Raw genomic sequence first — 17,995 nt, forward strand, 5'->3', positions numbered from 1 at the left:
ATTTAACAACAAAAAAACACCTTGCAAACAAAAAAGAAAATGCGGAACTACCTTCCGGGAGATAAACTTCCGAAAGTTAGTCGACACCAAAAACCCCACGTAAACCTGAAATATAATTAAGATTTATAAAATCTTAGCAACAATTTAGTCGTCCTGAGAAACTTTCACAATAGGTTTAGCAAATTGTGTTTCGCTATCCCAGGGAAATAAAATCCAAGTATCCTGACTCACTTCAGTGATGAAAGTATCTACCAAAGATCTGCCTTCCGGCTTAGCATAAACAGTAGCAAAATGGGCTTTAGGCACCATTTCTCTAACTAATTTAGCTGTCTTACCCGTGTCGACAAGGTCATCTACGAGAAGCCAGCCTTCGCCATCACCTTCAAAACCTTTAAGCACAGTAGATTTCTTTTCTCGCACTTTCCAGTCATATGTTGAAACACAAACTGTGTCGATAAGCCTTATATCAAGTTCGCGCGCTAGGATAGCAGCAGGAACAAGTCCCCCGCGGGTGATTGCCAGAATCCCTTTAAAAGGACCAAGTTCAAGCAAACGCCATGATAAGGCTCTGGAATCTCTATGTAATTGATCCCATGAAATAGGAAACATTTTTTTATAATTGTCTGCCATTGCAGTTTGTCCTTTGATTTCACTATAAAAACGTACAGTCACTTAGCCATAATCAATCGTTTTGCTGATTTTACAGTCAGCCACGCGATTTTTCCTAGCCCATGGAAAGTATCAGGGCAACATAAAAAATATCACATTATACAAATCATACATAATATTTTTAATTTTACATAATCGAACAGCAAGGATAATAAGACTTCGTAAACAGATGAAACTTCTTTTCCAACAAGTTATATCAAGGTAAAGCCAGCCAATGAAAAACAACGAATCCATAGGTATCCACCGCGTAATAATTCTACCAATACTTTTTTTGTTAGCTATTTCTGCATTTTTTCTATTTCACACGACAGTTGTTGAGCAACAACGGCTTAAAACTGTGAAACAATATTTGGAAGATATTCGTTCTGATGCTTACAGGATCGCAGAAAAAGAGACATCATCGCAAAAATCTTATGAGACTGGACGGCTGACTTCTCTGATTGAAAAGTTAAAAAACATTAAAGAGGACAGCCCTTTTTACAAAACTATCAATTCAAAAAAGTTGAATCTCGTTGATTCGGCAGACTCGTTCTTAAAAGCATCTGCACAGTTAGGCTCAACTCCGCCAAATCAATCTTTGTCCGCCTTAACGCATAATTTGGACAAAGCAATTAGCGGAGCACTGGTCAGCCTAAATGATGAACCTAGAGCTTCTATTCGCAGTAAGGTAAAAATAGAATACAGCCTGATAATTTTGATTTGTATCTTCGTGCTCATCCAATATTTTGTGGTTCAATCATATATGAAGGGAAGATTGGAAGAACAGAGTCAGGAACATGAAGAATCGAATGCTCTTATCAAAAAGCTCACTGAAAGAGACTCTCTTACAAATCTACCCGGTAGGAAAAAATTCTATACAGAGGCGGACCGTGAAATTGCTTCAGCCACAAGATACAGTTCGGACCTAACCCTGATTAAAATGGACATTCACGGTTTCAAAGAAATAAACCAGAAACATGGCCAAAAAGCAGGTGATAAAGTTCTCTCCAGATTTGCACGTCTTGTACGGAAAAATCTTAGAAGGCCTGACAGTTTCTTTCGTGTTGGCGGTGATAAATTTGTAATTCTCGCCCCCCATACTACCATCGAAAATGCTGAGCACTTGACTGTAAAAATTAACAAGCTATTAAAAATGGATAAATTAGCTAGCGCAATTCACCTTGAAATTAATACAGGTATTGCTTCTTGCGAAAAGAGCGACACGTCTGAAACTCTTATGAAAAAAGTTGCAACGGCACTCAAGTCTTCAAAAATAAGAGGTGCAGGATCGGTCGCAATTTATGGACAGTCAGAAGAATAACATTAGGCGGTAACAACTATGAATAAATACAAATATCTTTGCTTTTACATCGCACTTCTGCCACTACTTTTAAGTCTTGGAGCTTGCGCAAAAACCACAGTCGAAACCAAAACTAAAATGGAAATGAGTGGAGGACGTGTCGACAAAACAGAGTTTATTCCTCTGCGCGACTTCTTCAAAAATCCGGTAGCAAGCGCGTTCTCAATTTCTCCTGACGGCGCCAAAATTGCGTGGACGGCTCCTTGGCAGGACCGCATGAATATATTCGTTAAAGATATATTCAGCGGAGAAACAACTAGAATAACAGCCAGCACCGAGCGTAGTGTTTCAGGGTATTCATGGGTTGGTAATAGCCATATTATATACGGGCAGGACACAGACGGAGACGAAAATTTCCACACCTACTCCGCCCCGATTGACGGGGGAGGAGCTGTGGATTTAACCCCGTTTGAAAATACTAGAACGGACCTTGTGGACGAACTGGATCACGATGACGAACATATTTTGATAAGCATGAATAAGCGCGACCCTCGTTTTTTTGACGTGTTTAAACTGAATGTTGTTACTGGGGAACTTACGCTCGAAGCTGAAAACCCGGGTAACGTCACGCACTGGATAACAGATCATGCGGGAGTGTTGCGGATAGCAATCATAGAACAGGGCGGCAATGATATCGTCCTCTATCGCAAAACTTCTCAGGACGAATTTTCTCCCATAAAAACACTAGATTTCAGAACTACTTTTTCTCCCCTGCTTTTCGACTTCGATAACAACAAATTTTATGTCGTGACCAACATAGATAGAGATAACACCGCTATTTATCTCTATAATCCCGACAACAACGAGCTTGAAACAATGATCTTCGAGCACCCAGAAGTCGATGTCAGCAATTTAATCGTATCCAAAAAGAGAAAAGTTGTGACTGGAGCCGGATACTATTCCGACAAGCACCATTACGTATTTTTTGATGATGAACGGGAAGAAGTTCAGTTAGAGCTTGAAAAGTTACTTCCAGAGTACGAAGTTGTCGTCACAGACATTAGCAAAGATGAAACGAAAATGATTGTTCGTACCTATTCCGATAAAAGCCTCGGAGCAGGATATCTCTACGACATCCCAAGTAAGAAGCTTGAAAAGATTGCGGACGTAAGCCCGTGGCTGGATGAATCACGCATGTCCGCTATGAAGCCTGTATCCTTCACTTCGCGCGATGGCCTTACAATTCACGGCTACCTCAGCCTGCCTATTAACGGCCCTCAAAAGAACCTGCCAGTTGTACTAAATCCGCATGGCGGTCCATGGGCTCGCGATCATTGGGGATTCGATCCACAGATTCAGTTCCTTACCAATAGAGGGATTGCAGTAATGCAGGTCAATTTCAGAGGGTCTACAGGATACGGAAAATCGTTCTGGGAAAAAGGGTTCAAGCAATGGGGCCTTAATATGCAAAACGACCTGACTGATGCGGTCAAATGGATGGTTGATTCCGGCATAGCCAACCCTAAAAAAGTCGCGATATACGGAGCATCTTATGGCGGATACGCAACTTTGGCAGGGCTGACATTTACGCCGGATGTATACGCTTGCGGAATTGATTACGTAGGCCCGTCAAACCTTTTCACATTGCTGGAGTCACTGCCGCCTTACTGGGAACCCGCGCGTGAACGTTTTTACGCAATGGTAGGCGATCCAATCCGCGACAAAAAGCTGCTAACGCAAATTTCTCCCGTTTTTCATGTGGACCAAATAACCGCCCCACTCTTCGTGGCCCAAGGCGCAAATGATCCCCGCGTGAAACAAGCTGAGTCTGACCAGATAGTCAAAGCCCTGCAAAAACGCGGTGTTGCGGTAGAATATATGGTTAAAGAAAACGAAGGCCACGGTTTTATGAATCAGGAAAACAAATTCGATTTTTATGAAAAAATGGAAGTGTTTTTAAACAAGCATTTGTTGCAGTAGCAATCCTACCCCCGATAAGAAAACAACTTCCGCAAAATTTTACGGACATTATCAGAGAAGATCTTTTCACCAATAAGTTTGCCAGCCGCTTTCTTATTCATTTCCGACATGGTCGGATATGGATGAATTGCTCCGGCGAGTGTTGCCAGCCCGACACCGCCATTCACTGCGGCAACCCATTCTCCAAGAAGTTCTCCAGCATGTACTGCGGCAATCTGCACTCCGAGCGGCTTTCCTCTACGGTTAAGGACAATCTTAATACGCCCCCTCGCCTCTCCTTCTGCAAGTGCGCGATCACTACCCGAAAATTCTTCAATCACCGTACTATACTTAATGCCCTGCGCTTTTGCGGCAGATTCATTAAGCCCCACACTTGCAAGTTCTGGGTCTGAATAAGTACACCACGGCAGCCATTTATAATTCGCCTTGCGAGGCAAATGCATAACAGCGTTGGCAACAATTATTCCGCCCTCATAGCCCGCCGCATGGGTAAAACGATACTTGCCCGTAACGTCACCCGCCGCATAAATATTTTTGACCGAAGTGCGCATTTTGGCATCAACATCAATTCCAGCCTTGGTGTGCGCTATACCGATTTCATCAAGTCCCAGCCCATCAATATTAGCTTTGCGCCCCATAGCGACAAGTAGCTTCGCGCCTTTTATAACTCGCGGAGTACCGGATTCTTCGAGTTCGACCTCGACTCCGCCAGCACTTTTTTTAACTAGAGTAACTTTAGCTCCCAAAACGAATTTGACACCATCTTCCATCATGCCCTGCATGACATACTCAGCCATATCCGCATCTTCTTTACTCAAAATATGGCTGCTGCGCTGAATAACAGTAACTTCGCACCCGAGCCGCTGAAAAGCCTGCGCCATCTCAACGGCAATCGGGCCACCGCCAAGCACTACTAATGACGAAGGAAGATCCTGCATGGAAAAAACGTCCATATTAGTGAGGTAAGGTACATCATCAAGACCAGGAATTGGAGGAGCGGAAGGGGACGATCCAGTGGCAACAACCCACGATCTAGCGGAAACGGTTTTACCGCCCATCAGTACTGAATACTGTTCAACGAAAGATGGTGATCCGAAACGCACATCTACTCCAAGCGAATTGAACCGTTCGACAGAGTCATGCTTTTGAATCTCAGAAACTACGGATGAAATACGATCTGAAACTTTTGAATAATCTACAGGTGGCAATTCCACAGCAGGCAAACCAAAATCCTGCGCTTTGCCCATTAAATGACGTACACGAGCTGTACGGATTAAAGTTTTACTAGGCACACAGCCGTAATGAAGACAGTCGCCGCCAAGCACCTCTTCCTTTTCTATGAGCAATACTTTAACTCCAAGCTGAGCCGCGCCTGCTGCAACAGTAAGTCCGGCAGCTCCTCCCCCGATAACCCCTAAATCATAATCGCAAATCGGCATGATATAACTTCCCGCGAAAAAAGGTCACTTCATAGTCAACTTTCTAAGACGCCAAGCAACGCAGAACCATACAAACCACTATCTTCATTATTATTTAGAAAAACAGGAATATTATTCAGAACATTACTCATGGAACTAGATCTAGTAAATTCCTCGATAAAACTAGGGCCTTCAACAACAAACGGATTTTTGGCAATAATACCACCGGAAATATACAGCCCACCGGTGGCAAGAATGCTGAGTGCATAGTTTCGGCAACATCTCGCTGTAAATTTTGTATACCAGTCACAAGTGATGCCGCCTTCAGCCATTTTTTTGGCAACTTCGCGGGGAGTTAAATCTTCGCCCGTCAGGTACAAATGAAGGGAATTAAGCCCCTTGCCCGTGAGAACCTCGTCACCATAACAATACGAAATTTGTTTGCGATCCTTCACAAAAGCGCAGAAATCAAGTTCTTCAGAGGATTCGAAGGGAAAGGTAATATGCCCCGCTTCAGATGGGACAGGCACAAAACTTCCGGAACACGGAACCAATGCACAGTGCCCAAAACCAGTCCCGGCACCAAGTACACCTAAGGTTCCTTCGGGAGCAAAAGTTCCCTGCTGTATAACACTTGCACCCTCAACCGCTGGGGTTCTGCAAGCGTAAGCCTGTGCGACAAAATCATTGATCAGTCGCGCTTTTTTGAATCCATAAACCGAGCTTCCCTTGGTAATATCCACAGCCCACGTCAAATTAGTAGGCTTGCAATAAACACCCTGCTCCACGGGGCCAGCAAGGGCCATCACCGTCATGTCAAAATCTTGGGGCGCATATGGAAATTCGCTTTCCGCAAGCTGACTTAAAAGCTCTTCGAAGCTATCCACTGCGGTACTGGAAAGCCATATCTTATCTTTCATTACAAGTTTGCCATCAGCGCCAACCTGAAACGCAGCAAACCTGCTATTTGTACCGCCAATATCAACAGCTAAAATCAACCCCATTATCTTGTACCCTCATATATTTTATGCCAGTAAATCGTGATCTTTTTAAAAACTATATTTGACCCTAATACAGTCATATTAAAAAAGTAAATCAGGTAATATACCTTTTTTCAATTGGAGATATGAAATGGCATGAAAAAACCCGAACCATAGACTCATATGTGAGTACAGTTCGGGCTTTGCTTTACTAGCTTGGTGAGCTTCTTCCATCACCTGTCAATACCGTGCAGGGTCATCAGGAAGCTTTTACCAAGGGAATTTCGTGTAGAATATTGGTCTTGCCATCCTTGGCATCCTTACGCATCTTGATATACTTTCTAGTTATGTTCCTAAGGGCTTCGGTCTTACCTTCTCGATTATTGGGGCAAAGAAATGCTACCAACTTGCGTTCTAACTTGTACGGATTCTGCTCATTCTTGATGGCAATAATTCCGTCCATAATCATTTTCTGGTTAATCAGCTCATTTCTGGTTCTACAGCGAACTGTTTCAGCCATAGGCGCGAAAATCATGTTGCTGAGAACTACCCCATAAAGAGTTGAAATAAATGCTACCGGAATATGCTTTAAAATAACAGCAGGATTATCAATCCCCATTAAGAGGCCTATCAAACCAATAACTGATCCTGCCACTCCGAATGCTGGTGCGAAACGGGCCAAGGACTGGAATACACGTTCAGATTCGTTTCTACGCATATTGAAAAATGACATTTCAGTTTTGAGGCAATCCTTGATTTCATCTTCAGTGAAATTATCCACCAATAACATCAATCCATTCTTGAGAAAGGCCATGGTTGTCTGCTCGCCTGCTTTCTCTAGGGAGAGCATACCATCCATGCGCGACCGCACACTCAAATCAAGCAAGGTGTCGACAATTTCTTCGTGTGTAGTGAGCCTACTTGAATAAGTATTTTGAACTACCTTAAAAGCGGAAGTAAGCTGTTCTACGGGGTAACTGAGCATGATCGCTACAGCCAGTCCTGACATTACGATAGCAAATGCAGCTGCGTTCCAGTAGAGCGAGATTCCACCGCTGAGCCAAAAACTTCCTATGAAAATTATTGCGGCAACTGAAACACCGACAAGATTCTTCCTGTTCATGACATTACCTCCTTACTTGGCATTGACGTCAGGATTAATGACGAAAAGTTCTACACGACGATTATTACCTGAAACTTCACCCATGGTATCCGGGAGCTCAGGAAGGGTTCCACCTCGCCCGCTAACAAGAATACGCGCGGGGTCGATAGATTTTTCACTTATTAAATATTGTGCTACTTTTGCGGCGCGGCTTGCGGATAGCTCAAAAGCAGCCCCCGCTTCCAGCTTAGCAACGTCACTATGATCGGTATGACCGACGATATGTATGGCATGATGATTTTTTGTAAGAACTTCCGATATCTCAGCAAGATATTGCAAAGTCTTTGGCTCAAAGCTACTTTTTCCGGGAGCAAAGAAAGCATCACCGCGCATGACGATTTTCATCTGACCATTATCTTCACTGCCCACACTTACCGCTCCGTCACTGCTGCGATAAAGAACATCTTGAGGTGCCAAAAGAACTCTGGTGCTGCCGCTCATTGATTGACGATGAACGGAAAGCATATCAATGAGACTATCAACTGGAGTGGGAGAAACTTTAGACTGCGCGTTGCTTGCAAAAATAACTTTAATGTTTTCCTCAGACTTGCTGTAGATAAACAGCACAACAAAGAGGACGAACATTACCATCATAAGGTCAGCCCAAGGAACAGACCATCCATTCATGCCGGATGTATCAGAATCCGAGGAACCGAACTCCATCAAATCTATATCACATTTAAATTCATCGTTTCTCATACCATTGCTCCATGATCAAAAGATACAGGCCGCGCCCGAACGTTTCATCAATACTGTAGCAAGGGTAATGCCAAAATAATTACTTCAATTATTATAAGTACTTATAAATAATAAAATGTAAATTAAGGAGGAATTATAGGAAAGTGTCAAAAAGAGAACAGAGGAGATATCAAGACAAAAATCAGAGATTTATACAAAGGCCATCTTGGGCCATTATTATATTATCAGGTTTACGTTCAGCCAGCTCAGCGTAGGCCCTTGTATCTTGGAGAAATTTATCCAACTGAAAATCATCAAGCACAGGTTCCTGATGAAACAGACATAGAGTTTTGACTCCGGCATAGCCAGACAACTCTACCGCGATAATATTATTGGAATGGCCCCAATCTTCTTTAATGGAATTAGCCTCAGCAAATGAATACTGAGCATCCATTATTAATAGATCCGCATCTTTAAAGAATTCTACAAATCCGGTATCAGCAAGCGCGGTTGCACTTTTATGTTCACAATCAGTTGAATAAACGGCTGATTTACCGTCTTTCTCAAATCGATAACCGTATGATCCACCCGGATGATACTGAGCTTTTACCTTAATATTAATGCCTGCAATTTCAAATTGCTGACCACTTCTAAGGCGTGTAAAATCAATATCTGCGGCCAATTGATCAAACTTAACAGGAAAGAAAGGGGCGCTCTGCTGATTGCGGAAAGCTTTTTCAAGAGTGGGGTGTCCACCGTAAAACGAAATTTTGTTTCCCTTCATATATGCGGGAATAAAAAATGGAAACCCTTGCAAATGGTCCCAATGAAGGTGCGAAATTAGAATATGGATATGAGCGCCTGTCCTACCTGCGCGCTCCGCCATGATTACGTTACCCAGATCACGGAGTCCAGTTCCACAATCGCAAATAAGATAATCATCTCCAGTGGTTCCGATCTGAATACAAGGAGTATTCGTGCCGTATGAACCACGCACGGAAAAAGGTAGTTCATTGTCAATGAATGAATCGATATCGGTAGACGAATCTACGCCGCGAGCAACAGCTATCTCAAGCGCAGCTTTAACTTTCGCTCTAGCTCTGTCAGCATTATATGTGGCAGGTAGAGAGCCTCTAGCTCCCCATATACAAACTTTCATTCATTAACTCCTAATCTTACATTCATAATATCATTACATATAGATCATAAAAAGTGCAACAGGTCATTAGCAATAATAACACACACCTGTTACTCTCCTATACGCTCCCACTGAAAGTATAACAACGAAGTGCTAGCACCCCTGCTTGACAATCTTTCATTATTAGCTTGAAATGATTAATCAATTTAAAACATGTAACTGTGAAGCAATCAAATATAATATAAAAATGAAAATATATGAAACTCTTAGCCCGTTGACGCTAGGGTCTGGTTCACCGCGAAGGGATGAACTACTAAGTTCTGTAGGTTTGAAATTTAAAATCAGTCCTGCTACATGCGAAGAACCCTCCGCTGAACCAGGACAATTACCTGAAGACTATGCAATTGAAATGGCTCTGATGAAAGCACGGAACGTTGCGAAGTCATGCCCGGGCACCCTTGTAATCGGTGCAGACACAATTGTCGCTAGAGATTTAGATATCCTAGGTAAACCACGCGATCGAAATAATGCAGTTGAAATGATAAAAAGCCTCTGCGGAAGATCCCACAAAGTCATTACAGGCTGCGCTCTAATTTCTAAAAATGGCGATGAAATAAGCTACGCAGTTACGACGGATGTTGAATTTATCAACTGTGACATAGCCGCAATTAGAGCCTATGTGGCAACCGGAGAACCTGATGATAAAGCCGGAGCTTATGCAATTCAGGGACAGGGAGCCTTTTTAGTTAAGGGGATATGTGGATCTTACACGAATGTCGTAGGACTACCTTTAGCACGCATAATGGAATCTTTGATTTCACTAAAAGCTGTCTGCCCGATCAGCACTGAATAATTTATAATATCATTTGTTCTAGATTATGTGTCCTTATGACATAGTTCTTTGTAAAGCATTGCGATATTTTTATCTGAATGCTAATTTTTTAATGCAAATGTAGTTTAACTTTTTACATAAGTAAAAATGCCACAAAATAAAAAAGACATAGATCCACACAGAAGTGTTAATGAATCAGAGCTATTCACTAGAAAAGTTTCCGGTCATCCAGACATTCTAAAGCTTTTTCTAGATAGCGCGGATCATGTGGTGACGATTAAAGACACTTCACTCAGATATGTTACTGTAAATAAGTCTTTTTTGAATTACGGCGACTTTAAATGCCTTGATCAGATAGTAGGTAAAACCACTCAAGAAGTTTACCATGGCAAGGCTATCCCTGAAAAAATTTCCCTAGTCGACCACTATGACAAACTAGCCCTGAAGCTTCCCAAGGGAGAACATATTGCTTTTGAAGTGGCTTTGCCTAATCAGAATGGAGAAGTTTTTACATTTCTAGCAAAAAGATTCCCTATATTCAGTGCCAGCAACAAACTGGTCGGAGTTGGCGCTATTGCAGCGGATATCACAGAGAGAAAAATCATTGAGCACGAGCTAGAAAGGGTGCGCGAAGAGCTCAAAGAGCATAATATAGTTCAAGAAAAGACTCTGCACGATGCCAATGAAAATTTACAGTTTATGAACCATGTATTTAAAAATACACTAGACGGTGTCATAATCACCGATGCAACGGGCGCAGCGCTACAGATCAACCCTTCCTTCACAGAGATCACCGGCTACACTTTTGATGAAATAGTTGGTGAAAATCCGCGCATATTAAAATCCGATTATCACGACGATTCTTTCTATCAAGAGATGTGGAAATCTTTGCTGAAAACAGGCAAATGGGATGGAGAACTCTGGAACAGACGTAAAAATGGCGAAATATACCCACAACGGCTCAGCATAAGTGCTATTTATGATTCCGATGGGATCATAACTCATTACGTAGGTGTAAATAACGATGTGAGCGAACTTAAGCGCAAAGAGGAAAAAATAAATTTCTACGCCTACCATGATGCTCTGACAAACCTCCCTAACCGTAGGCTTTTTTCAGACAGACTTAGAACAGAGATCGTTAAATGCGCAAAAAATGGATGCCAGCTAGCGCTATTATACATTGATTTTGATGATTTTAAAAAAGTTAATGATTCCTTAGGTTACTCTGTCGGCGATGAACTCCTTAAAGTTTTTACTGAGAGAATTAAAGAAACAATCAGCCAGTCAGACCTTTTCGCAAGAATTGGAAGCGACGAATTTGCGATAGGCTTGGTGAACTACGATAGTATTAATTCACTGATGTCTTTATCCAGAAAAATTAAAGGGCTATTCTTAGATCCTTTTAAAATTCAAAACCACGATATTTTCTTGAATGCCAGCATTGGAATTTCGACTTACCCTGATGATGCTGACACCCCGGAATTACTTCTGCAGCATGCTGACACAGCTATGCATCAAATGAAATTAGAAAACGGAAACGGAGGGGAAGTCCGATTTTACACAACCGAAATGCAAGTTCGGGCGCAGAATAAAATTGACATGGAATCTGCAATCCGCAAAGGGTTAGCGAATGGAGAGTTTGTACCTTTTTATCAGGCCAAAATAAATTCCATAACTGGCAAAATTTATGGAATGGAAGCACTTGCGCGCTGGGTAAAAAAAGATGGTGAAATTATTCCGCCAAACCAATTCATAGATATTGCCGAAAACCTTAACCTAATTGGCGACATCGATAATCAAATTTTACAAATAGCCCTTCGCGACATGGAAACATGGGAAAAAGCAGGACACGATGGTTTAATAGTTTCAGTTAATGTTTCAGCAAAAGAGCTTGAAGATCTCTATTTCACAAGCAAAATTATAAGTGCCCTTAGCGCGCATAAAGTGAATCATAATCAGCTTGAAATTGAAATAACTGAGTCACTTATCATGAAAAATGTAGAGAAGAAGATATCCCTTTTAAACATCTTAAACTCAACCGGAATACAAATTGCCATTGATGATTTCGGTACAGGCTACTCTTCACTCAGCTACCTGAAAACTCTCCCAATCCACACCCTCAAAATTGATAGATCATTTATAAACGACATTTCAGATGATGAAAATGATATGGCTATAGTTTCTGCAATAATCAGCATGGCAAGCAAGATGGGTCTTGAAGTTATTGCTGAAGGTGTTGAGCAGGAAAATCAGATAACATTACTTCGAAACGAAGGGTGTAATCTAATACAGGGTTTTTACTATACAAAACCCCTGCCCAAAAGCGACTTTCTGACTTATTTGAATGATCAAAACAGCTAAGGCCCACCCCCATTGAGAAGAACCCCACCCATAACCCCTGACTGTTTCAAAAAACCCTACCAATAGTTACTACCTATTCGAGTCAAAATACATAGTTCAGCTAGTTTACACTTCTTCATAATTTGATATTTTAAATACTAGAGACACACAGTGTCCAAGTAAGACGATCTGCATTTAATGAAGGAGAATTAGAATGAATCTTGAATCTATCACTAAAATGACCCAAGACGTGGTACTCGAAGGCAACAAACCTGCCAAAGAAGTAGCTCAAAACATAGGAAAGCCGTATTCAACACTTCTGAGAGAAATCAATCCTTTTGATCAGAATGCGAAACTTGGGGCGGGCACTTTACTTGATATCCTAAAAGCTACAAACGAAGTTAAACTTCTTGAACATATGGCTAAAAGCATTGGATATACAATTAAGCCAAACAACGCGCACCAAGCTTAATCTTTCTTCGAATATACTTCTTATAAGCCTGGACTGTTTATTCAGTTCAGGCCTTTGCTATTCTGGACTTTTTTCTCCATTAAGCTGATAATGTATCTATGAAAAAAATACACAGCAAAATACTTGTTAATATCGCCACACTCGGACCAGTAGGCTTTCTCCCAAAAGCTCCGGGAACATGGGGGTCCGCAGTTGCAGCAATCTGTGCACCATTCTGTTTCTACCCCTTCCCATTCGCCGTCAAAGTCCTCATCCTAGCCTTCATTTTCATATTTGGAGCTATGGCTTCTTCTGAAGCTGAAGTTCAGTTAGGAAAGAAAGACCCGGGTTGTGTCATCATTGACGAGGTGCTTGGACAGTGGATTACATACCTGCCCTTCGGGCTGATGACAGGATCACAGCTCATAGTAGGGTTTGTATTTTTCAGAATATTTGACATTCTGAAACCATGGCCCATTAAGCAATCAGAAAAGTGGCTAAAATCTGGCTGGGGAGTTATGATTGATGATGTTTTTGCAGGAGTCTATGCAGCAATCGCACTTTGGCTTTTTAGAATGATATAGTTCTTAACAGTGAATAGAATCCCCCCAGATTCCATAGAAAAAGTCCCTGCTTTCATTGAAAGCAGGGACTTTAAATTATCTAAAATTAAAGCGGTCGTTTTTGATCAACTAGTAAGTCAATCTAAACTGCGCTCTACGGTTCATTTCCCAGGCAGTTTCATTATGAGCTGTGTCTATTGGATTTTCCTCTCCGAAGCTTACAATGCTAAGCCTTTCCGGAGCTACTCCAAGCAGAATCAAAAATTCATACGCTGCACGGGCACGACGCTCACCAAGGGCAAGGTTATACTCTTCGGTTCCGCGTTCATCACAGTAACCTTCAATAACAATTGTTACGTTGGCATATTGCTTAAGAAGCTCTGCCTTGGTCTGAAGTAGCGGACGATATTCTGGTTTAATTTCAAAGGAATCGAAATCAAAGTGGATGATATTACCAAGTTTAACGACAACGTCTTCAAACTCTCTAGCAGCTTCAGCAGCTAGACGTTCTTCTTCAAGCGCCTGTTCCTGAAGCTCTCTCTCTCTTTCCATTCTGGCTTGTTCTTCCTGCCTTACTCTTTCCTTTTCCTGCTGGTTTTCCATTCTTTGTTCTACAGCTGGTGTCGCAGTATTAGACTCAACACGCTTTTTAGAACAACCGGCACCCAGACCGGCGATCAACATGAACGCAACACACAAAATTATAGCTCTAGCTTTCATTTGCCCTCCTGAAAAGGAACTTTAAAGGACAGGAGATTGTCCACACCAAGTGGAAAAAACTCTTAAATTTTTTAACTTCCGATGCTTAGACCCTAAAGTGTTTTGTGAAAAAATCAAGTCATCACGGAAACAGATCTGTTAAAATTTGAAATTAAACACATATTATCAACAAAAAACGTAATAAAAGACTACATAATTAAGACTTAGTGGCCTTTCCCCAAGCAGGAGCGGTTGCAATCCCCACCCCAGTAGGAACCATCATGGCAGCATCCCCATGACGCGTAGTTAGGTAAATTTTATATTCACCAGCTCTACTGGATGAAAAAGCTAAAAAGTACCCATCCGGCCCAAACGCAGGATCTTCATCATTACCGGGGCCAAAAGTAAGCTGGCGTTCACTGCCTGAATTCATGTCGTGAACGAAAATTCTGTGCCCTAAAGGTGTTTGACGGGAAAAAGCAACAAACCGGCCATCAGGACTGATTGTAGGGTTTGTATTGTACTTCCCTTTACGTGTTACACGGTCAACCTGCCCACTCGCCATATCAAGCATGAAAATATGCGGATTTCCGAAACGACCGGAAGTAAAAACCATTTTACTGGCTGTCTTGTCAAAATCCGGAGAAACTTCAATTGCCCAGCTTTTTGCCAAGGCACGCTTGGGCTTATAACTACCATTGATAAGGAAAATATCGGAATCGCCATTTAAAGTCAGGGTCGCGGCAAGATTTCCGTCAGGCAAGAATGTCGGCCCGATTACGGTATTACCAGCGAAGGCTTTTTGATCAATTTTGCCTGTAGATTTATCCCATATGCAAAGTAGATGTTGCCTCGAGCCAAGTCTTGTAAAAACTAGTTTCATCCCATCAGGAGCCCAGTTAGGACTTAGATTAATACCGCCAAGTGAACTGACCTGACGAAGATTCCTACCCTGAGGATTTACAGTGAAGATCTCTTTATTTTTTCCGTTCTTGCGCACAAATGCAATGGATGAATCGAAAAATCCGGAGCGCCCTGTAAGTATCATCATCAGATGAGAACAATACCTGTCTGCAATTAGCGGCAGCAGCTCTTCAGTGACATTAGAGTATCGTTTACCAAGAATTGTACGTCCATTAAATGTTCCGATAACCCGGATACTCAGGTTCTTTTTACCGTTAGGTAAAACTTCCCAGCCCGTAGTCAGCACTAAATCTACCTTTGACAGACGTAACGGTTTAAGATCCACATCGCCAGGCTTAACACCACGAGCAGGGTCTCCGCCCAGAATATCGCCAACAGGAACTGAATTTAAAAATGGAAGGAAAGTCAGATTCTTGCGAATGTCCTGACTGAAAGCTCCAGCCTCAGACGGCAGAGGCAGATCTCTGTCCTTTGCGCCTTTATATTTACCTTCCGGCAAAGTCTGAGGAGGCAGCAATATAATGTTAACTTTCCGTTGTCCCGGACCGAAGATATCAACTGTAAGAGTATCTGCAGCGCGGACATTACCTGTTGCAAACATCAAAGATATGATTGTCGCAACAAGAATAACTTTAACACTGTGTAAACAAGAATAAATTCTTTTGCTCATAATATAAAACCGAACCTACTGATCAAGGTCATGCAGGTTAAAGTTAACAATGATAGTTCGAATTGAACTTCCCGGAGGCTCGGGTAAAACCTCGGTATCTCGTAAAGCTGTCAACACAGAATCATCAAAGTCTACATTGCCAGAAGAATCAAGCAGTTTAATGTCCGTGATTCTTCCAGACTCTTCCAAAGAAATTTGTACGCGGGCTGAAAGATCATTACCTTGTCCGAAAACCGGATACCTCCAGTTTTTCTTCACTTCCTGCATCACAATAGATGCGTAGACCTGAACAAGGCCGGATGCACCAGGAGTTCCCGAATCTGCCCCCTGAATCGCAGTGGATTCGGCAGTTTTGCTAAGCGAGGCCAAATCGTTTGCAACGGCCTGCTGCTCTGCTTTTTTCTGATTCTCGACAATATTGCCGATGGCGGCAAGGTCTGCGGCAAGAATCTGTTCAGCCGTCAATTTAGGCTTAGCCGGTTTAACGGGTTTAGCTGGCTTTGGCGGTGGAGTTTCCTTCTTTTTAGGAGCCACTTTCTTAACTGGAGTAGCAGGCTTCTCTACCTTTTTCTCCGCAACTTTCTTTTTCGGAGGATTGGTAGTTTTAATTTTTTTTGTAGAAATTTTTTCAACTTTAGGCTCAGGCTTCGGCTGGGCTTTCGGAACAACAGGCTTAGCTTCAACAGGTTTAACAGGAATAACCTTAGGTTTCGGAGCTTTTTTAGATGTAACAGCCTCAGGAATAGCGACAGCGCCTGGTTTAGAAAGACTTTCTACAGGCTTAGCAGGTGCTTTAGGAGCACTCGGAGCGGATGGTGCAGGTGCAAGAGAAATAAGATCCACCTGATATACGGGCATATCCAGTGAAATTTTCACAGGAGAAGAGACCGCCCATGTCATGGCCAGTGTTATTATACTTGCATGGAGCAGTAATGAGATTAAAAGACCTAAAATTCTCATTAAAAAGCACGCCCTGAATAAGAGTTATCACCCATTATTAATTTACGCGAAGACCACATAGATACAACTCTAACGCTTCGGCTTCTGTGGTGCGGACTCAGCTACAACTCCCATTCTATCAATTCCAGCCGCCTTAATTTCGCCCATTACACGGACAACTTCGCCGTAAGGAACAGTCTTATCAGCCCTTAAGAACAGAGCTTTATTCTGCTTCTTAATCAGCTTTTCCAAATGTCCCTGTAACTCATCGAAACCGACTTTATACTCATCAAGGTAAATTTCGCCCTTGGCATTAATTGAAAGAACAAGATGTTCATTATCCTGCGGAAGCGATCTCACTGTTCTTGTCTGCGGCAGATCAACTTCAACTCCCTGAGTCATCATAGGCGCTGTAACCATAAAAATGATTAACAGCACCAGCATAACATCAACAAAAGGAGTTACATTGATCTCAGCAAGCATTCCTCGGTTATTGGTATACATTCCCATGACTTACACCTCGATAGAAGTATCGTCTTCATCGTCGCCATGACTTTTAGAAGGTGGCTCTACCCAAGAAACTTCACGCTCAACTCTATTCAGAAATACTCCCGCAAAATTGACCATCTCGGTCTCAATTCCGCCAAGTACACCAAGCAAAAAGTTATAAGAAATCGTAGCAGGAATCGCGACGGCAAGTCCGATAGCTGTTGCAACCAAAGCTTCTGAAATACCAGGTGCAACTGCGGATAGAGCAGCTGATTTAGCTGTCCCGATAGCGTGGAAAGAATTCATAATACCCCACACAGTCCCGAAAAGGCCGATGAATGGAGCACCATTTGCGCATGTCGCAAGGAAAGATAATGAAGAAGACAATCCCTTCATCTCAGAGCTGACCCGTTGCCTCAAAATTCTGCGTAAAGTATCTTTAATAAGCCTTCGCTTATGGCTGGGACTAACTGCGGACTTTTCAAGAATGCGGTACTCTTTTACTGCCGCTGAACCGATTCTATTCAGCGGAGAAGAAGGAGTTTTGCTAATTGCAGTCAAACCCGATGACAAAGAATCCGCGTCTTCCATAATCCTATTCCCTTTAAGAACAAGCGCCCTTGCTCTCCCGAGAGAAATAAGTTTTGAAAAAATGATGGTCCAGCTCCAAAGAGACATTCCTGCAAGCAAGCACATTACACTTTTTACCACTATAGAAGCGGACGCAAGCATGGCGAAAATTCCGCCCTCAGGTAAAAAATCCATATCGCACGCACCTTGTTTT

Annotated in this window: 17 protein-coding genes; 6 read left to right on the forward strand and 11 right to left on the reverse strand. The window is 42.3% G+C overall.

Going from position 1 to position 17,995, the window contains the following annotated elements; all coding sequences use genetic code 11:
• Positions 1-144: 144 nt before the first annotated feature.
• Positions 145-630: a xanthine phosphoribosyltransferase gene (gpt, locus tag BR06_RS0100560; RefSeq protein ID WP_031479077.1), complete on the reverse strand. Its 486-nt coding sequence runs from the start codon at positions 628-630 to the stop codon at positions 145-147.
• A 253-nt stretch (positions 631-883) separates the two neighbouring features.
• On the opposite strand from gpt, the gene BR06_RS0100565 reads away from it, so the two are divergent.
• The gene (locus BR06_RS0100565; RefSeq protein ID WP_031479079.1) at positions 884-1,969 is read left to right on the forward strand and encodes a GGDEF domain-containing protein; all 1,086 of its coding nucleotides are present in this window, start codon (positions 884-886) and stop codon (positions 1,967-1,969) included.
• 18 nt (positions 1,970-1,987) lie between these two features.
• Positions 1,988-3,928: a S9 family peptidase gene (locus tag BR06_RS0100570; protein ID WP_031479081.1), complete on the forward strand. Its 1,941-nt coding sequence runs from the start codon at positions 1,988-1,990 to the stop codon at positions 3,926-3,928.
• Between the two features lie 5 nt (positions 3,929-3,933).
• Here the strand turns inward: BR06_RS0100570 and BR06_RS0100575 are convergent, their stop codons facing one another.
• The 5 genes from BR06_RS0100575 to BR06_RS0100595 form a co-directional block, all read right to left on the reverse strand.
• Complete coding sequence (locus BR06_RS0100575) at positions 3,934-5,367, reverse strand: dihydrolipoyl dehydrogenase family protein (protein ID WP_031479083.1); 1,434 nt, start codon at positions 5,365-5,367, stop codon at positions 3,934-3,936.
• 35 nt (positions 5,368-5,402) lie between these two features.
• Complete coding sequence (locus BR06_RS0100580) at positions 5,403-6,350, reverse strand: glucokinase (RefSeq protein ID WP_031479085.1); 948 nt, start codon at positions 6,348-6,350, stop codon at positions 5,403-5,405.
• Positions 6,351-6,585: 235 nt separating this feature from the next.
• Positions 6,586-7,449: a motility protein A gene (locus BR06_RS0100585; protein WP_031479087.1), complete on the reverse strand. Its 864-nt coding sequence runs from the start codon at positions 7,447-7,449 to the stop codon at positions 6,586-6,588.
• Between the two features lie 12 nt (positions 7,450-7,461).
• On the reverse strand, positions 7,462-8,187 hold the full coding sequence (locus BR06_RS0100590; protein ID WP_031479089.1) for an OmpA/MotB family protein: 726 nt from the start codon (positions 8,185-8,187) through the stop codon (positions 7,462-7,464).
• 181 nt (positions 8,188-8,368) lie between these two features.
• Entirely contained in the window at positions 8,369-9,325 is a 957-nt protein-coding gene (locus BR06_RS0100595; protein WP_031479091.1) for an MBL fold metallo-hydrolase, read from the reverse strand.
• Positions 9,326-9,551: 226 nt separating this feature from the next.
• Here BR06_RS0100595 and BR06_RS0100600 point away from each other — a divergent pair, with 226 nt between their 5' ends.
• The 4 genes from BR06_RS0100600 to BR06_RS0100615 all read left to right on the forward strand — a co-directional run bounded on the left by BR06_RS0100600 (position 9,552) and on the right by BR06_RS0100615 (position 13,511).
• Positions 9,552-10,157: a Maf family protein gene (locus tag BR06_RS0100600; protein ID WP_156952626.1), complete on the forward strand. Its 606-nt coding sequence runs from the start codon at positions 9,552-9,554 to the stop codon at positions 10,155-10,157.
• Positions 10,158-10,283: 126 nt separating this feature from the next.
• The gene (locus BR06_RS0100605; protein ID WP_051676851.1) at positions 10,284-12,497 is read left to right on the forward strand and encodes a sensor domain-containing protein; all 2,214 of its coding nucleotides are present in this window, start codon (positions 10,284-10,286) and stop codon (positions 12,495-12,497) included.
• A gap of 193 nt (positions 12,498-12,690) precedes the next feature.
• Entirely contained in the window at positions 12,691-12,948 is a 258-nt protein-coding gene (locus BR06_RS0100610) for a phage regulatory CII family protein (protein ID WP_031479097.1), read from the forward strand.
• Positions 12,949-13,046: 98 nt separating this feature from the next.
• Positions 13,047-13,511 carry a phosphatidylglycerophosphatase A family protein gene (locus tag BR06_RS0100615; protein WP_031479099.1) on the forward strand — a complete coding sequence of 155 codons (465 nt, stop codon included), beginning with the start codon at positions 13,047-13,049 and terminating at the stop codon, positions 13,509-13,511.
• 108 nt (positions 13,512-13,619) lie between these two features.
• Here BR06_RS0100615 and pal read toward each other — a convergent pair whose 3' ends face one another.
• From pal to BR06_RS0100640, 5 genes are all read right to left on the reverse strand, one after another.
• Positions 13,620-14,210: a peptidoglycan-associated lipoprotein Pal gene (gene pal, locus BR06_RS0100620; protein ID WP_031479101.1), complete on the reverse strand. Its 591-nt coding sequence runs from the start codon at positions 14,208-14,210 to the stop codon at positions 13,620-13,622.
• Positions 14,211-14,406: 196 nt separating this feature from the next.
• Positions 14,407-15,783 (reverse strand): PD40 domain-containing protein, encoded by a 1,377-nt coding sequence (locus BR06_RS0100625; RefSeq protein ID WP_031479103.1) that lies wholly within the window; start codon positions 15,781-15,783, stop codon positions 14,407-14,409.
• Between the two features lie 15 nt (positions 15,784-15,798).
• A complete protein-coding gene (locus BR06_RS0100630; protein WP_031479105.1) occupies positions 15,799-16,743 on the reverse strand; it encodes an energy transducer TonB in 945 nt (314 codons plus the stop codon).
• A 69-nt stretch (positions 16,744-16,812) separates the two neighbouring features.
• Entirely contained in the window at positions 16,813-17,232 is a 420-nt protein-coding gene (gene tolR / locus BR06_RS0100635) for a protein TolR (RefSeq protein WP_031479107.1), read from the reverse strand.
• Between the two features lie 3 nt (positions 17,233-17,235).
• Positions 17,236-17,976: a MotA/TolQ/ExbB proton channel family protein gene (locus tag BR06_RS0100640; protein WP_031479109.1), complete on the reverse strand. Its 741-nt coding sequence runs from the start codon at positions 17,974-17,976 to the stop codon at positions 17,236-17,238.
• Positions 17,977-17,995: the final 19 nt, after the last annotated feature.

This window comes from Maridesulfovibrio frigidus DSM 17176 (genome assembly GCF_000711735.1).
GTDB lineage: Bacteria > Desulfobacterota > Desulfovibrionia > Desulfovibrionales > Desulfovibrionaceae > Maridesulfovibrio > Maridesulfovibrio frigidus.

Excerpts from the sequence above, each read along its gene's own strand:
- gpt (WP_031479077.1), bottom strand. The coding sequence starts at position 630 with ATGGCAGACAATTATAAAAAAATGTTTCCTATTTCATGGGATCAATTA.
- BR06_RS0100565 (WP_031479079.1), top strand. The coding sequence starts at position 884 with ATGAAAAACAACGAATCCATAGGTATCCACCGCGTAATAATTCTACCA.
- BR06_RS0100570 (WP_031479081.1), top strand. The coding sequence starts at position 1,988 with ATGAATAAATACAAATATCTTTGCTTTTACATCGCACTTCTGCCACTA.
- BR06_RS0100575 (WP_031479083.1), bottom strand. The coding sequence starts at position 5,367 with ATGCCGATTTGCGATTATGATTTAGGGGTTATCGGGGGAGGAGCTGCC.
- BR06_RS0100580 (WP_031479085.1), bottom strand. The coding sequence starts at position 6,350 with ATGGGGTTGATTTTAGCTGTTGATATTGGCGGTACAAATAGCAGGTTT.
- BR06_RS0100585 (WP_031479087.1), bottom strand. The coding sequence starts at position 7,449 with ATGAACAGGAAGAATCTTGTCGGTGTTTCAGTTGCCGCAATAATTTTC.
- BR06_RS0100590 (WP_031479089.1), bottom strand. The coding sequence starts at position 8,187 with ATGAGAAACGATGAATTTAAATGTGATATAGATTTGATGGAGTTCGGT.
- BR06_RS0100595 (WP_031479091.1), bottom strand. The coding sequence starts at position 9,325 with ATGAAAGTTTGTATATGGGGAGCTAGAGGCTCTCTACCTGCCACATAT.
- BR06_RS0100600 (WP_156952626.1), top strand. The coding sequence starts at position 9,552 with ATGAAAATATATGAAACTCTTAGCCCGTTGACGCTAGGGTCTGGTTCA.
- BR06_RS0100605 (WP_051676851.1), top strand. The coding sequence starts at position 10,284 with ATGCCACAAAATAAAAAAGACATAGATCCACACAGAAGTGTTAATGAA.
- BR06_RS0100610 (WP_031479097.1), top strand. The coding sequence starts at position 12,691 with ATGAATCTTGAATCTATCACTAAAATGACCCAAGACGTGGTACTCGAA.
- BR06_RS0100615 (WP_031479099.1), top strand. The coding sequence starts at position 13,047 with ATGAAAAAAATACACAGCAAAATACTTGTTAATATCGCCACACTCGGA.
- pal (WP_031479101.1), bottom strand. The coding sequence starts at position 14,210 with ATGAAAGCTAGAGCTATAATTTTGTGTGTTGCGTTCATGTTGATCGCC.
- BR06_RS0100625 (WP_031479103.1), bottom strand. The coding sequence starts at position 15,783 with ATGAGCAAAAGAATTTATTCTTGTTTACACAGTGTTAAAGTTATTCTT.
- BR06_RS0100630 (WP_031479105.1), bottom strand. The coding sequence starts at position 16,743 with ATGAGAATTTTAGGTCTTTTAATCTCATTACTGCTCCATGCAAGTATA.
- tolR (WP_031479107.1), bottom strand. The coding sequence starts at position 17,232 with ATGGGAATGTATACCAATAACCGAGGAATGCTTGCTGAGATCAATGTA.
- BR06_RS0100640 (WP_031479109.1), bottom strand. The coding sequence starts at position 17,976 with ATGGATTTTTTACCTGAGGGCGGAATTTTCGCCATGCTTGCGTCCGCT.